Source organism: Pandoraea nosoerga (assembly GCF_902459585.1).
Taxonomy (GTDB): Bacteria; Pseudomonadota; Gammaproteobacteria; order Burkholderiales; family Burkholderiaceae; genus Pandoraea; species Pandoraea nosoerga.
On the sequence record NZ_CABPSC010000003.1, the window covers coordinates 282,162 to 295,940 of the forward strand.

At 64.5% G+C, this 13,779-nt stretch carries 15 protein-coding genes and 1 pseudogene; 5 read left to right on the plus strand and 11 right to left on the minus strand.

Features of this window, described 5'->3' with window-relative positions:
* Position 1: 1 nt before the first annotated feature.
* From PNO31109_RS06275 to PNO31109_RS06310, 8 genes and pseudogenes are all read right to left on the minus strand, one after another.
* Positions 2–208: a DUF2635 domain-containing protein gene (locus PNO31109_RS06275; protein WP_150554739.1), complete on the minus strand. Its 207-nt coding sequence runs from the start codon at positions 206–208 to the stop codon at positions 2–4.
* A gap of 18 nt (positions 209–226) precedes the next feature.
* Positions 227–892: a DUF1834 family protein gene (locus PNO31109_RS06280; RefSeq protein ID WP_150554740.1), complete on the minus strand. Its 666-nt coding sequence runs from the start codon at positions 890–892 to the stop codon at positions 227–229.
* 5 nt (positions 893–897) lie between these two features.
* Positions 898–1,221 (minus strand): annotated as a pseudogene (locus PNO31109_RS06285) (gp436 family protein); the annotation flags it as partial.
* Positions 1,222–1,356: 135 nt separating this feature from the next.
* Positions 1,357–1,833 carry an HI_1489 N-terminal domain-containing protein gene (locus tag PNO31109_RS06290; protein ID WP_150554742.1) on the minus strand — a complete coding sequence of 159 codons (477 nt, stop codon included), beginning with the start codon at positions 1,831–1,833 and terminating at the stop codon, positions 1,357–1,359.
* Between the two features lie 11 nt (positions 1,834–1,844).
* On the minus strand, positions 1,845–2,084 hold the full coding sequence (locus tag PNO31109_RS06295) for an HI_1482 family protein (RefSeq protein ID WP_174966287.1): 240 nt from the start codon (positions 2,082–2,084) through the stop codon (positions 1,845–1,847).
* A 24-nt stretch (positions 2,085–2,108) separates the two neighbouring features.
* Entirely contained in the window at positions 2,109–4,190 is a 2,082-nt protein-coding gene (locus PNO31109_RS06300) for a Mu transposase C-terminal domain-containing protein (RefSeq protein ID WP_244958137.1), read from the minus strand.
* Between the two features lie 44 nt (positions 4,191–4,234).
* Positions 4,235–4,759 carry a hypothetical protein gene (locus PNO31109_RS06305; protein WP_150554743.1) on the minus strand — a complete coding sequence of 175 codons (525 nt, stop codon included), beginning with the start codon at positions 4,757–4,759 and terminating at the stop codon, positions 4,235–4,237.
* Between the two features lie 79 nt (positions 4,760–4,838).
* Complete coding sequence (locus PNO31109_RS06310; protein ID WP_150554744.1) at positions 4,839–5,135, minus strand: helix-turn-helix domain-containing protein; 297 nt, start codon at positions 5,133–5,135, stop codon at positions 4,839–4,841.
* 248 nt (positions 5,136–5,383) lie between these two features.
* On the opposite strand from PNO31109_RS06310, the gene PNO31109_RS06315 reads away from it, so the two are divergent.
* Both PNO31109_RS06315 and PNO31109_RS06320 read left to right on the plus strand, forming a co-directional pair.
* Positions 5,384–5,827: a MerR family transcriptional regulator gene (locus PNO31109_RS06315; protein WP_150554745.1), complete on the plus strand. Its 444-nt coding sequence runs from the start codon at positions 5,384–5,386 to the stop codon at positions 5,825–5,827.
* 46 nt (positions 5,828–5,873) lie between these two features.
* Positions 5,874–6,290, plus strand: coding sequence for a hypothetical protein (locus PNO31109_RS06320; RefSeq protein ID WP_150554746.1), 417 nt, complete (start codon positions 5,874–5,876; stop codon positions 6,288–6,290).
* On the opposite strand, the gene PNO31109_RS06325 is transcribed toward PNO31109_RS06320, so the two are convergent.
* Positions 6,236–6,631 (minus strand): TFIIB-type zinc ribbon-containing protein, encoded by a 396-nt coding sequence (locus PNO31109_RS06325; protein ID WP_150554747.1) that lies wholly within the window; start codon positions 6,629–6,631, stop codon positions 6,236–6,238. The two genes, PNO31109_RS06320 and PNO31109_RS06325, sit on opposite strands and share 55 nt — an antisense overlap.
* A gap of 257 nt (positions 6,632–6,888) precedes the next feature.
* On the minus strand, positions 6,889–7,671 hold the full coding sequence (locus PNO31109_RS06330; protein WP_150554748.1) for a TerC family protein: 783 nt from the start codon (positions 7,669–7,671) through the stop codon (positions 6,889–6,891).
* 182 nt (positions 7,672–7,853) lie between these two features.
* Between PNO31109_RS06330 and PNO31109_RS06335 the strand changes: the two genes are divergently transcribed.
* Positions 7,854–8,813, plus strand: a complete 960-nt coding sequence (locus PNO31109_RS06335; protein ID WP_150554749.1) for a LysR family transcriptional regulator — start codon at positions 7,854–7,856, stop codon at positions 8,811–8,813.
* A complete protein-coding gene (locus PNO31109_RS06340) occupies positions 8,800–9,873 on the plus strand; it encodes an AI-2E family transporter (protein ID WP_150554750.1) in 1,074 nt (357 codons plus the stop codon). Before PNO31109_RS06335 ends, PNO31109_RS06340 begins: the two co-directional genes overlap by 14 nt.
* 53 nt (positions 9,874–9,926) lie before the next feature.
* Here PNO31109_RS06340 and PNO31109_RS06345 read toward each other — a convergent pair whose 3' ends face one another.
* Positions 9,927–11,492 (minus strand): tetratricopeptide repeat protein, encoded by a 1,566-nt coding sequence (locus PNO31109_RS06345; protein ID WP_174966288.1) that lies wholly within the window; start codon positions 11,490–11,492, stop codon positions 9,927–9,929.
* 546 nt (positions 11,493–12,038) lie between these two features.
* Between PNO31109_RS06345 and PNO31109_RS06350 the strand changes: the two genes are divergently transcribed.
* Positions 12,039–13,778, plus strand: coding sequence for an ABC transporter permease (locus PNO31109_RS06350; RefSeq protein ID WP_150554752.1), 1,740 nt, complete (start codon positions 12,039–12,041; stop codon positions 13,776–13,778).
* Position 13,779: the final 1 nt, after the last annotated feature.

The window sequence follows — 13,779 nt, forward strand, 5'->3', positions numbered from 1 at the left end:
ATTACGCTCCCTTAGTGGACTTCTTGCCGTCGGCCGTGGCCGGCGTCACAACGGCACCTTCGGCGCCCTGGATGACCAGATCGCCTTCCGCAACTCGACGGCGGTAATACACGGTATCCGGCACCTCAATTGCATCCGTATCCGTGATGTACTCGCGCGAAGCGCGTTCTTTCGGCACGCGCAGGCCGGTTCGTGCTTTCACCAACATGGGTCACTCCTCTTTCATCTACACTCTGTCCTCGGCATCCGGTTCGCCTTGGGTGCCGCTGTCCTTGGGCTGCAAGTAGTACTTGAGCACCGTGGTTTTCCAGTCCGGTGTCGGCGGATCGAGCTTGCCGCCGTACTGCTCGAAAACCGCTCCCAGACCGTTCGGGTCTTCCACAGCGCCCTGGGGATACGCGCCGAGAAAGAGGCTTTCCTCCATCCATGCCGTCCGGAATTCGAGGGCGAATACGGACATCGCCTCGCGCCGCACTTGCGTGTTGAACAACGTTCGAACCGAACCGGGTTCCAACTCTCGAATGGGCAGCCCCAGATCCTGCATCGTCAGCAACTTGCGAACCGACGCGATCAGGAGGTTGGTGCCGACTTCCACCTGACTGGCGCCGCCATGCCGGCTTGCCTCTTCGCTGCGGACACTGCGAGCGCCGACCATCACGACAAACACCGCTTCGGCCTTCCACTTCCCCTTGCTGGTTCCGTGCGGGTCGGTACGTTTAACGCCACCAAAAGTGACCCATGCGGCAGGGAAGCGGCGCACCACTTCGTCCAGCTCGTCGTCATCGAACTCGCCGCCGTAGGTCTTGACCTCCGACACCATGCGGCCGAGACCGCGCGTCAGCCGGTCGACGATGCCCAGCTCGATCGCGGTAATGATCGGGATATGGGTCATAGCGATTAGCGAACGTCTCGGCCAAACACGCGGGTGCCTGGCACGAAATGAACCGCGTTGTCGGATTGGGGCACGTCACCGGCCGGCGCAACGCCGAGCGTCACCTTGCCATCCGCCACCAACTTGAAGAAGCCGATGGCCGCGTCGTAGCGCTTGCGAATCTCGTCGGTCATTGACGTCCCGTGGCCGCACAACTGGAAGCGCGCGATGTCGCAGCAAAAGCCGGCCACGACCTTCGGCACGGACGCCAGCGGCAGCGCGTACCGGCCAGCAAGGTACGCTTCAATTTCACTCGTCGCCGCGTCCAGCGCCTCCGCGAGCACCGCTTCGTTCGGTTCTCCAGCGCTTCAAGCCACACCGCTGCGGTGGCTGCAAGCAACTCGGCCGACGGCGCACCAGGCAGGCGCAGCAGGACCAGCTTTTGCAGGCCCGTCCCGACTTCGGCGCGCAGCCACGCGAGATCGTTAGCCATGCTTGAATTGCTCGAGTGCCGCCAGGCCGGCAGCGACCTTGCCCATCTGGCGTGGGGCGGTCGCCGGCTCCGCCGTCATCACCGAGGTCGACGAGACGCGCGTGCCTGCCAGTACCTCGTAGAGATAGCCGTGAGTTTTCAGCGGCACTTTGAGCCGCCCCGACTCCCGCGCGGCCAGCACCTGACCCAACGCCTCGATCCATGCTTCGATCGGCGCATCGAACACCTGGCCACCGCGTTCGATGCGCTGTGCATTGACGTCGGGCAGCAGTTCACCTAGCAGCTTGGCGAGCCGGTCGAAAGACAGCTCTCGCGTAGCCGGTCGGAACAAGCCGACGTACTGGATCAGCACCTTCGCGAGCGGTGCGGGCATCTGGAGAGCGGCCAATACGGCTTCGCGCGCGCCGTCGTGCCCGATCAGAGCATCGAGGCTGGCGACCGCTCCGCAGGCGGGACATTTGACTTTCATTGCGCCTCCCGTCAATGGCCTTGCTCGGTCCACAACACACGGCACCCGTTGCGCTGAAATTGGCCTGTGCGGTAGTGGCCGCACTCACCTCGGCCGCTGCGGTAGTACGTCGCCTCGCCGCGCTCGACCAGCGCGCGGCACAGGGAGCACGTTTGCACCTGGACGGTGGGTTTCGCACCGCTCGAGTACTCGATACCGATGACCACGAAGCCTTCCTGCGTCAACTGTTCGATGGTCAAGGCGATGCGCATTGCCGTTGCAGCGGTGCGGCATCGTTATGCGGTTTTCCGTTGGTAAGTCCGAAATTCGGCGGTCGCCTGATAGGTGTGCCGCCATTTCCTTGCTTTCTCGTCGTCGATTTCCTCCTCGTTCAGTTGATTCAGGCGCAGCCATTCGGCCCAACGCGCTTCCGGCGTGGCGGGCACGCCCCAGGCCGTCGTTTCCGTGATTGGCGCGGGCATCACGTCCGCCACCGGGTGTGGCGCGACCATTGACACCGGCTCGCTGGCCTCGACTTCACGCGCCCGCTGGGCGAGTTGCTCGCGATTGATCGTCATGAAGCCGGGGATGGTGACGGTGTCGCTGTGCTCCAGCACCGGGGCGCCGCGCAACTCTTCGCGCACCTCGACCAGCTTGGCTTCCAGGCGTTTCTCGCGGCCGGCGGCACGCTTCTCGCGGGCGCGCTCGATGACTGACTTCGGCATGTAGTCGCGCTTGTTGGCATCCAGCTCTGCGGTGCAGAGGAACCGGCCGTCCTCGTCGTACACCCACACGATCTGCGGATCGTGGATGTCATAGCCGACGCGCAGTTGGGTGCCGTGGAACTCTTCCAGGGCGCGGGCAAAATACCGGTTGCCGAACACCTCCAGCTCGCAGCGGCGCACCGTGCGCAGCACCTGCGGGCGGAACAGCGGACGGGCTTCGTCGTCGGCCACGCGATGGGGCTCGAAGCCTTGCGCGACGTGCTGCGCCCACTTTTCGTTGGGCGTCATGTGGCGCCGGCGCCCGGTCTGTGGGTCGGTCAGCTTGGGCAGGCTGCGATGGGGGCGGTCGTTGTACTCGGCCACCTTCTGCTCGCAGAAGGCCACGAACGCCGGCCAGGCCATCAGCGGCATCGTGATCACTTCGCCCGGCTTGGCAATCGCTTTGCGGGACAATTTGAACGTCAGCAGCTTCGCCTCGCGATCCATGTCGTGGCCGATGTAGCCGGGCAGTTCCTTGGCGGCCGTCACCCAGATGGTCTGGTGCAGCTTTTCGATCACGCCGCGCGCCTGCGAGTTGTACGGCAGGCTGTTCACCATCTCGATGCCGAGGCGGCCCATGAAGCCGGTGGCCACGTCCGTCATCATCTCGTTCTTGTAGCCGGAGCCGTTGTCCACATAGAACACCGCGCAGATCCCGCCGTTGAGGCAGGCATAGCGCAGCGCGTCGAGCACCGCCAGCGCGGACTCCGCCAGCCCGACCGACCAGCCGACCACGCGGCGGGTGGCGATATCGATGACGGTCGTGATTTCCGGCCGAAACGGGCGGCCGTGCAACGGATGCTGCACTTCGGCGTCGAACGTGTGCCCGTCCGCGCTGTAGATGTCGCCCGGCAGCAGGTGCTCGAAGCCGCGCCGGATGAAAGGCTTGAGTGTCTTCAGTTCACGCTCGCCCATCCGGCCGATCTCGCGCGACACGTTACCGACCTTGGCCAGGAAGCGGCGCACCTGCCACACGCTCGGCGCTGGTCGCATCGGCTGCGCCAGCAGCCAATCCCGAACGAACTGGCGATACGCATGCTCGACCGTGGGCTTTTCCGGGCGCTGGTAGTGGCCCAGGAAGAACGGCGCCCAGTCGGGCACGCTCATGTCCCGCTCACGCTTTTTCGGCGCCAGCATGCCACCGCGCTCGTACTCGACAAAGCGCAGCACGCTACGCACGCTCGGCAGGCCGTCCGGGCTCTTGCGGCCGCGCTCGTCGCGGGCCATCTTGAGCATGCCGACCAACTGCTCGTTGGCGGAGCCAATGCGGGCCATGTCGATCAGAACGGCGGCGGCCTTCTTCATCGGATAGCCCGAGCGCTGCATCAGCAGGTCGAGCGCCAGCAGCACGCCTTTGCGGGCATCGGCCTTGAGCGCCTGGGCTTCGGTTTCGATCAGCGGCAACTGCTCTTCGCGGCGCGTGGGCAGCGACGGTGCGGGCAGCGTTGCTGCCAACTGTTCGGCGGCCTTGGCTTTGATAGCTGCTAGCACGTTGGCGGGAGGCGCGTATTCATAGCCACCGCCGCGACCAGAGCGTGGCTGGCTGACCCAGCCCTCCCTTAATGCCATCGCAATCACGTTTGCTTTGGTCGTTGGTAGGCCAGCCAACCGCATGGCTGCCAATTCCGCCGCGCTGTAGTGGGTTTTTATCAGAGCACTCATTTGGAGGCCCGCTTGATCCGGTGCATCAGTTGACCGAGCAGCTTCTCGTCCATCTGGCCTTCGATGGCGCGCTGCTTGGCCTTGATGTGGCGATCCAGCACGGCCATCGCCCCAAATTCGGCACACAGCGCCTCGTCGGCAGTCAGCACCTTGCGGCCGACGTGATGCGCCATCCATTCCAGCGGGCTGAAATCCTCGCAAACGATCATGATCGCCATGAAGGCATCGACCGGGATACGCCGGTCGGCCTGGCTGGGCGCCGTCCACAGATCGAGATGGGATTTGTTGATGGGACGGCTGAGCAGTTCGGCCACACGTTCGGCCACACGTTCGCGGGACAGGCCCCGGCCAAAGGCCGCATCCAGCACAACGACCAGGGCCTGGCGGATAGCAGCATCCAGGATGTTCTCGCCCTTGACGGCCACCACGCCGCTGGGCGTGTCGATGGCAAACACATCAAAATTGAGCGCGAGTTGGCCTTCGGCCGCCTCGGTACGCGCTGCGCGTTGACGTTTACTCATTTTTTGATATTCCCTTGTCACCTCAGTACGGTTTCCGGTGCGCTCGGAACACTTGAGCGTTAGAATTGACGTGTGAAAACTACGCCGGCGCGTTAGCCTGGCCGCCGCATTCCGGTTCGATATACTTGTGGGCGTAGCGGGGGCGAATGCGCCGGCCGTCGGGTGTCCAGCGATCCGGCCACAGTTCGTGCGCGGGCACACCGAGAAACTGGCTGATCGCCAGCTCGCCCGAAAAGGCGGGACGGCCCAAGGCATTGCGCACGGTGGACGGCGGCAGGCCACGCTCGCGCGCCAGCGCGTTCATCGTGGTGCCCCGCTTGCGGATGGCGGCCTTGATGTCTTCCTTGTGCCAGCCAGGGGCTTGGGTACGGCTCATGTCGGCTCCTTTTGAATCACCGGTGACAGCCGGTTTTTTGTTCGGGTGATAGTCCCGAAGGTCAGTTTTAACGAAGCTTAACCGTATCGAAATGTATTGTCAATACGGTTCAGTCGATACGGTTTGCTCGGCATGGTCGTCAAGCACAATCAGATCAAGAATCCTTTGAAAACAAGCTCTTAAATTATGGCAATTTCAAATCAAACTGTATCGATAGCGATACGATTAGCGGGCATGGAACTGTATCGATGAAGAAGTTGCACTCAGCCTCGGAAATAGCCCGAATGGCGTTGCCCGACCTCCCGACGACGAAGGCCAATGTAATTGCGAGGGCGGAAAAGGAGCGTTGGTACTTCGAGGAACGCAAGGGCCTGGGCGGGACTCGGCGCGTCTATGAGATTCCGGCGCGTTACTTGGGCCAGGCGGATGCGTCCGCGCCGGCCCCAGACAAACCCGTGGTGCCGAAGGCGCGCGGCGAGGTTGTCGGCACAATTACGCCGGGCGGCCCTAAGGTAGATTTGGAGAAACTCCAGTTTGTGGACAGAGTTTTGGAAGAATGGCTACAGGAGCGGGGGCTGCGCCTGAAGCCCGAACGCCGCGCCGCTGTCTTATCGGTTTTGTACGATTACATGACCAACAAGGGCGCCACCAGCGAAGAAGTTCAACGACTGCTTAAAATCACAGCGAGCTAATTGACAAGGATTTATACTGCTGCTTTGCTTTTACCAGAGCAGCATCGTGTTTCAAGAAGAAGAGCCTGAACAGGCCCTGAAACGCGCGCTGGACAATGCGCTGGAGTCATCCAGTCCTACGGGGTTGCAGTGCTATTCGAAGTACGGGTCGCCGGACGGAGGCCGCAATGCTGCCAACGATCCGCGCTATGGCCAGCCTGGCGTTCAAAATCGGGGCATCGCTTCGCATTCAAGTGACAAAAACGGCGCAAATCTGCTGAAGATTGCGCCGTTTTTAATCGCTTTCTTGCATTTTTTTCTCGACGACCCGGGGCAGGTGATAGCCGCATGGTTACTGGCTTTGTGGCCTTTTTTATCCCCCTTTCTAAGGAGACAAAATAACCACCACCCCACATCCATTGGCCGGCGTCAGTCGAAATCGAACATCTCGAAAAGCGACTTCTTCCTGCGAGGCTGCTCATAGTGACGACGGCGGCCGTCGTGACCATACTGGGGACTGCGGCGATGCGCGCCGTCGCCGTATTCGCGATGGTCGTGCGGATCACGATACTCGCGCGGCATGCGCTCGTCGCCGGCGCCGCCGCGCGCCGGATGCGCCGGATGCGCCGGATGCGCCGGATGCGCCGGATGCGCCGGATGCGCCGGATGCGCCGGCATCGTGCCGCCGCCGTCCGCGCGCTCGATCAGTTTGTCCAGCTCGCCGCGATCGAGCCACACGCCCCGGCAACTCGGGCAGTAATCGATTTCCACTCCCTGACGCTCCGTCATCAGCAGGTCCGGGGTACCGCACACGGGACACTTCATCGTTTCGCTCCGTCACGTAAAAGACAACGCCTTCAATGTATCGGTGGCAGCTCAACGAAAAAACCTGCATTTCCATTCGCGAAACTTCGAAAAATCCGAATCCTCCCGCCCTCTTAGTCCTCTTCCGGTTCTCTTCCGTCTCATTTCCGCACATGCGCGCAAAAAAAGCGGCGCCAGCTCTCGCCGACACCGCCCGGGGCACCACGTCAGATCCGGCGAATGGTCAGAGTCCCGCCATCGTCCCGTCGCCGTGGGCCTCAGTGCAGGACCTTCGCCCTCGCCGCGTCACGCCGCGCCCTGGCGCGTCGCGTGAGCATGTTCAACCCTTCGACGAACGCCGAGAACGCCATCGCCGCGTAGATGTAACCCTTCGGGATATGCGAGCCAAAGCCTTCCGCGATCAGCGTCATGCCGATCACCAGCAGGAAGCCCAGCGCCAGCATCACCACCGTCGGGTTCGCGGCAATGAAGCGCGACAGCGGGCCGGCCATGAACAACATCGCCGTCACCGCGGCAATCACGGCCACGAACATGATCGGGATGTGCTCCGTCATGCCCACCGCCGTCACGATACTGTCGATCGAGAACACCAGGTCTAGCATGAGGATCTGCAGCACCGCCGCGCGCGCCGAGATCGTCGCGAGCGTGCCGCCCGCGGATGCCTCACCAGGTTCGCCATGCGCGTCGTCCGGCCCCGTCGCGACGTGATGATGCATCTCCTTCGTGGCCTTCCAGACAAGGAACAGCCCGCCCGAGATCAGGATCAGGTCTCGCCACGAAAAACCGTGACCGAACAGCTCGAACAGCGGCGCCGTTAGCTTCGCAATCCACGCCACGGTGCCCAGCAGCGCCAGTCGCATGACCAGCGCCAGCGCAATGCCCATGCGCTGCGTGCGCGCACGCATCGACTCCGGCAATTTGTTGGTGAGGATCGAGATGAAAATCAGGTTGTCGATGCCGAGCACGACCTCCATCACCACCAGCGTGACGAGCGCCGCCCATACCGCCGGGTCGACCGCCAAAGCAAGAAGATAGTCCATATGTGCGCCAGAGTTTCCGTAGGTTATCGGCCCGTCGCCGCCGTCCCCGGCGGCATCCAGAGCCTTCGTTATCCCGCACTCTGCGTAGTGTGCGAGTCAGGACAGCATCATCACGCAACTCACGCTTCGCAAAAACCAGCCATATACTTCACAACAGTTCGGTTTTTTCGAAGTCACCCATCATGTTGAACTACCGACATCTTTACTATTTCTGGGTCGTCGTCAAGGAGGGCGGGTTCGCACGGGCGGCCGAACGTCTGGACATGGCCGTGCAGACGATCAGCGCCCAGGTGCGCGAACTCGAGAAATCGCTGGGGCATCAGTTGCTCAAGCCGGCCGGGCGCGGGGTTGCCATGACCGAGTCGGGTCAGGCGGCGTTCCGGCGGGCCGAGGAGATCTTCCGCCTCGGACAATCGATTCCGGATGAAGTCCGTGAAGCGGCAAGCGGGCGCGTCGCGCGCCTTGCGGTCGGCCTCGCGGACGGCATCTCGAAGCTCGCCGCGCACGCGATTCTCGCGCCGGTTCTCGACACGCCCTCGCTGCGGCTCGTCTGCCACGAAGGCGAGCACGAGCAACTGCTCGCCGAACTCGCCCTCCACAAGCTCGACCTCGTGCTCGCGAGCCAGCCCGCGCCGTACAACCCGACGCTGCGACTGGCCAGTGAGCGCCTGGTGGAGTCGCCCGTGGACTGGTACGGTCCCGCATCGATCGTGCGCCATACGTCGCGCGACCACTTCCCCGCATGCCTGAGCACGCTGCCCGTCCTGCTGCCCACCGGACATTCGGCGCTGCGCGCCCGTCTGGATCTGTGGTTCGAGGCGCAGGGCATCCGCCCGAACGTCGTGGGCGAATTCGAGGACAGCGCGCTCATGGCCGTGTTCGCCACGCGCGGCATGGGCGTGTTTGCGTTGAGCGAGACCGGCGCGGGCGACGTGTCGATGCTGCGCGGCCTGCGCTGGCTCGGCCGGCCCGACGGCGTTCACGAGGAAATCCATGCGATCCGCTCGCGACGCGGCGAGGGCCATCCGCTCGTGCTGCGCATCCTCTCGCAATTCGGCCCGTCGCCCGATTCTGATATAAGAACGGTGAAGGCGCTTTCGGCGCCGCCCTCCTCTGCAAGGAAATCCCATGTCCAGTCGTAGCGACCAGCACAAGGTCTTCCAACTCATGCTGTTCGTCGTGACGGTGGTGTTCGGATGGATTCTGTTTCCGCTGTTCGGCGCCCTGTTCTGGGGGACGATTCTCGCCGTACTGTTCCAGCCGGTGCAGCGCCGCCTGCTCACCCACATGCGCGGCAGGCGCAATCTGGCCGCGCTCATCACGCTCGCGCTGGTACTGCTGATCGTGATTCTGCCGCTCACGCTCGTCGTCGGCATGCTCACCCAGGAAATCAGCGCGGCGCTCGTGCGCTTTCGCACCGATCTGCCGCAACTCACCATCGCCTTTCAGCAACTGCTCGACCGCCTGCCCGCCAGCGTGCACCGCGTGATGGACCTGGCCGGCGTGCAGGACCTGAACGCCATCCAGCAACGGCTTGGCGACGGCGCGGCCCAAATCGGGCGTTTCGTCGCCGTCAACCTGGTGAGCATCGGCCAGAACACGGCACAGTTGCTCGTGAGCTTCGGCGTGATGCTCTACCTGCTGTTCTTTCTACTGCGCGACGGCGCGATCCTCGGCACGATCGTGCGTCGCGCCATTCCGCTCGACGAGCGCCACAAGAGCCAGTTGATCCGCCAGTTCACGACCGTCGTGCGGGCGACCGTGAAGGGCAACATCGCCGTCGCGGTGGCGCAGGGCGCGCTCGGCGGTTTCATCTTCGCCGTGCTGGGCATTCAGGGGTCGGTGCTCGCCGCCGTGGTGATGGCGTTTCTGTCGCTGCTGCCGGCCGTCGGCGCCGCGTTCGTGTGGGTGCCGGTCGGCGTCTGGCTGCTGCTTTCGGGCTCGATCTGGAAGGGCGTGGTCCTGTTCGCGTTTTGCGGCATCATCGTGAGCCTGGTCGACAACGTGCTGCGGCCGATTCTCGTCGGCAAGGACACCAAGATGCCCGACTGGGTGGTGCTGATCTCCACGCTCGGCGGCATGTCGCTCATCGGGCTCACCGGCTTCGTGATCGGCCCGCTCATCGCCGCCCTGTTCATCGCGAGCTGGAACATCTACACACGCATGGGCGAGGACGACAGCGATCAGGCAGACGCCGGCTGATCATTGGCGGGACGCCGGCCGACGGACGCACCGGCGCCCGGGCGCGGCGCGCCCTACGGCGTGACGAGCTCGCCTTGCCGCCACAGGGCCAGATCGGCGCCGGCCTGCGCCATCACGCTGCCCCAGTCGCCGCGTTGCGGCTGACGATAAAGCGTGACAGACGGATACCAGTCGCTGTCCCGGCGCGAGAGCTGCCAGCGCCAGTCCGGCGTGAAGCCGAGCAGCCCCCAGACCGGCTTGCCGAGCGCCCCGGCCACATGCAGCGCGGCCGTGTCCACGGCAATCACGAGATCCATCTGTGCGATGACGGCCGCCGTCTCTGCGAAGTCGCTGAGTTTCGCGCCGATGTCGCGCACATTGCCGTGCGCCGCGAGCTGCGCGCGCTCCTCCTCCGTCGCGTCGACCTGCAGCGAGTAAAACTGTGCGCCGGTATCGAAGACCGGCGCCCAGTGCTCGAGCGCCACGTCGCGATTCGGCGGGAAAGGCCGTGCGCGCCACACGAAGCCCACGCGCAATTGCCCTTCCGGCCTGGCGCCCAGCATCGAGCGCCAGATCGTCTCGCGCGCCGCGCTCGCGCGCAGATAGGGCGAAGACATGGCAACGTCGCCGCCGATCTCGAGCAGGTGCGGCAGGCTCAACAGCGGCATCTGCCAGTCGAACGACGGCACCGGCATGTGCTCGCCGAGCACGGTCACGCCGCGCGCGAAGCCGCCAAGGAGCGTGACGAGCGGCGCCTGCACCGAGAGCACCACGTTGGCGCCCATCTCGACGAGGCGCGGCACGAAACGCACGAACTGCAGCGTGTCGCCGAAGCCCTGCTCGCTGTAGACGAACACGGTCTTGCCCGCGAGCGGCGCCTTGCCGTCCCACAGCTTCTCGCTGAACCGGCGCTTCTGGCCACCGTCCTGCCAGCGCCATTCATAGTCGTGCCAGCCATGCTCGAAGTCGCCGAGCAGCAGATTGGTCTGTGCGCGGTTGGTGCGCGCACCGGGATGTTCGGGCGCGAGCTTGACCGCCTGACGCAGGCACTGCAGCGCCTCGGCAAATTCGTGCCGCTCACGCAGCGCCACGCCCAGGTTGACCAGCGGATCGGGCTGCTGCGGGGCGATGGCGTTGGCGAGCCGGTAGGCGTCGATCTCTTCGTCATAGCGCCCGAGCGCACCGAGCGCGCGACCGCGATTGAAATGCGCCTGCCACAGCGCGGGCGCTTTCGCCGACGTGCGCTCGAACCAGAGAAGCGCACGCGCGTTGTCGCCCGCCTGGGCCCAGGTAAGGCCGATCGTGTGCATCGTGCCGATGATGTCGGGCGACTGCTGGACGGTCGCCTCGAACAATGCCTCAGCGCGGATCGGACGGCCTGCCTTGAGGCTGGCCATCGCGGCGTCGTAGGTGGCTTGCGCGCCGGCCTGCGGCACGAGTGCGAGCAACCGGTCGAAGGCGTCGGCGGCATCTTCGAACGCGCTCGTGCGCAACGAGACATAGGCGAGCCCTTCGAGGGCGGGCAGAAATTCGGGAGATTGTTTCAGTACTTGACGCAACTCGGCGATCGCTTCGTCGAGCCGGCCGGCGGCACTCAGTTGTCGTGCACGCTCGCAACGCGCGTCCAATGGCGTCGTCATGCGGCGCATTCCTTGCTTGTCTAGGGGGATGAGGGGACGGGCCGGCAAGCCGTTTCTCGGCCGCGGCGTATTGCCGGCGGCCACAGGCGCCGTGGCCCGTGCGAGCGGTGCACACTACATGACCGCACGGCCCGAATCAAGCCGCGCGGATTGGTCCGCGCCGCGCTCAGAAAGTTCATATCTTCACGACAAGACGGCAGGCGGCAAAAACGTCCACAGGTCGCCATTGACGCGATCCGGGTGCCGCCTGCGCCAGCCGTGCGCCCCGCCGGCCGCAAGCCTGGACGCCTGGACGCCGCCGCAACGCAAGCCAGCGGTTCGGTATCACGCAGCGAAACATGGTACTTGCGCAGTGCAGCATAAAAACCACAGTCGGTCACGCAATGCCCGGTTTGCCAGACCGATGCACGCGCTTTAACATCAAACGCCGAGGCAATCTGGTAGCATCCGCTGCCGTCCGTGCGCGCGGGCATCGTCGCTGCCGTGCCGCACACAGACGCTCCAGATCCGTTGTTCGTCCGCCCCCCGCATTCACTCGAGGTACCGATGACGCGCGTAGCCCGTCCGTTCATCCCCGCCACTGCGCGACGCCTGCTGCCCAATCGCTGGGACTTCATTGCCTTCCCGCTCATCATCGGTTTCCTGATGGTCAGCTCCTCGGGCATCCGCCAGACGTGGGCCCCGCTGGCCGACCTGCAGACCGAGGTCATTTCGCTGGACCCGGCCAACCTGCCCGAATACGCCCTGCGCACCACGCTGCGCATGCTCGCGGCAATGGTCGCCTCGCTGCTCTTCACGCTGGTCTACGGCACGCTCGCGGCAAAGAGCCGCCGCGCCGAGAAGCTGCTCGTGCCGATGCTCGACATCCTCCAGTCAGTGCCGGTGCTGGGCTACATCTCGTTTACCGTCACGTTCTTCCTCGCCCTCTTTCCCGGACGCGTGCTCGGCGCCGAATGCGCCGCCATCTTCGCCATCTTCACCAGCCAGGCGTGGAACATGACGTTCTCGTTCTACCAGTCGATGCGCACCCAGCCGCGCGACCTGTCGGAAGTCGCCGTGAATCTGCGTCTTTCGCCGTGGCAGCGTTTCTGGAAGCTCGACGTGCCCTACTCCATGCCCGGCCTCATCTGGAACATGATGATGAGCATGTCGGGCGGCTGGTTCTTCGTGGTGGCGTCCGAGGCGATCACCGTCGGCGACAAGACAGTCACGTTGCCCGGCATCGGCGCCTATCTGGCCACGGCTATCCTGCAGCGCGATCTGCAGGCCGTAGGCTGGGTGATCCTGGCGATGGTCGTCGTCATCGTGATCTACGACCAGTTCCTGTTCCGCCCGATGGTGGCCTGGGCCGACAAGTTCCGCCTGGAAGACACGGTCTCGCAGGCCGCGCCCGAGTCGTGGGTGCTCAACGTGATCCAGCGCACGCGCGCGATCCAGTATCTGCTGCGCCCGTTCGGCAAGCTGCTGCGCACGCTCGCTCGGCTGCGCATGCCGCTGTCGCTGCCCGCGGCGATCCATTCCGAATCGAAGACCCCGCTCTCGCGCCTGATCGACGGGCTCTGGGCCGCGCTGCTGGTGGTGCTCGGCGTGTCCGCCGCGTGGAAGATCTGTACGTTCGTGCTGGCCGAAGTCGGCTACGCCGAGGTGCTGCGCGTGTTCGGCCTGGGCGTGATCACGCTCGTTCGCGTGGTGGTACTCATTGCGATCGCGTCGGTCATCTGGGTGCCGCTGGGCGTGCTGATCGGCCTGCGCCCGAAGCTCGCCGAGCGCATCCAGCCGCTCGCGCAGTTCCTCGCGGCCTTCCCGGCGAACCTGCTGTTCCCGATCTTCGTGGTGGCCATCGTCCATTTCCGCGCCAACCCGGACATCTGGCTCTCGCCGCTCATCGTGCTGGGCACGCAGTGGTACATCCTGTTCAACGTCATCGCAGGCGCAACGGCCTTCCCGAACGACTTCAAGGAAGCCGCCACGAACTTCCGCATCCGCGGCTGGCAGTGGTGGCGTCAGGTGATGCTGCCGGGCATCTTCCCGTATTACGTGACGGGCGCCATCACGGCCTCCGGCGGCGCGTGGAACGCGTCGATCGTCTCGGAGTACGTGCAATGGGGCGACGACAAGGTCGCCGCGCACGGGCTGGGCGCATATATCGCGCAGACGACCGCCGCCGGCGACTATCCGCGCATTCTGCTGGGCATTGCCGTCATGGCGCTGTTCGTCGTACTGTTCAACCGCTTGCTGTGGCGCCCCATGTACGCCGTCGCCGAAAGCAAGCTTCGCCTGAATTGAA

Coding starts and splice junctions, on each gene's coding strand:
- PNO31109_RS06330 (WP_150554748.1), bottom strand. CDS start 7,671: ATGGACTATCTTCTTGCTTTGGCGGTCGACCCGGCGGTATGGGCGGCG.
- PNO31109_RS06345 (WP_174966288.1), bottom strand. CDS start 11,492: ATGACGACGCCATTGGACGCGCGTTGCGAGCGTGCACGACAACTGAGT.
- PNO31109_RS06350 (WP_150554752.1), top strand. CDS start 12,039: ATGACGCGCGTAGCCCGTCCGTTCATCCCCGCCACTGCGCGACGCCTG.
- PNO31109_RS06295 (WP_174966287.1), bottom strand. CDS start 2,084: ATGCGCATCGCCTTGACCATCGAACAGTTGACGCAGGAAGGCTTCGTG.
- PNO31109_RS06305 (WP_150554743.1), bottom strand. CDS start 4,759: ATGAGTAAACGTCAACGCGCAGCGCGTACCGAGGCGGCCGAAGGCCAA.
- PNO31109_RS06340 (WP_150554750.1), top strand. CDS start 8,800: ATGTCCAGTCGTAGCGACCAGCACAAGGTCTTCCAACTCATGCTGTTC.
- PNO31109_RS06300 (WP_244958137.1), bottom strand. CDS start 4,190: ATGCGGTTGGCTGGCCTACCAACGACCAAAGCAAACGTGATTGCGATG.
- PNO31109_RS06275 (WP_150554739.1), bottom strand. CDS start 208: ATGTTGGTGAAAGCACGAACCGGCCTGCGCGTGCCGAAAGAACGCGCT.
- PNO31109_RS06310 (WP_150554744.1), bottom strand. CDS start 5,135: ATGAGCCGTACCCAAGCCCCTGGCTGGCACAAGGAAGACATCAAGGCC.
- PNO31109_RS06280 (WP_150554740.1), bottom strand. CDS start 892: ATGACCCATATCCCGATCATTACCGCGATCGAGCTGGGCATCGTCGAC.
- PNO31109_RS06325 (WP_150554747.1), bottom strand. CDS start 6,631: ATGAAGTGTCCCGTGTGCGGTACCCCGGACCTGCTGATGACGGAGCGT.
- PNO31109_RS06290 (WP_150554742.1), bottom strand. CDS start 1,833: ATGAAAGTCAAATGTCCCGCCTGCGGAGCGGTCGCCAGCCTCGATGCT.
- PNO31109_RS06335 (WP_150554749.1), top strand. CDS start 7,854: ATGTTGAACTACCGACATCTTTACTATTTCTGGGTCGTCGTCAAGGAG.
- PNO31109_RS06315 (WP_150554745.1), top strand. CDS start 5,384: ATGAAGAAGTTGCACTCAGCCTCGGAAATAGCCCGAATGGCGTTGCCC.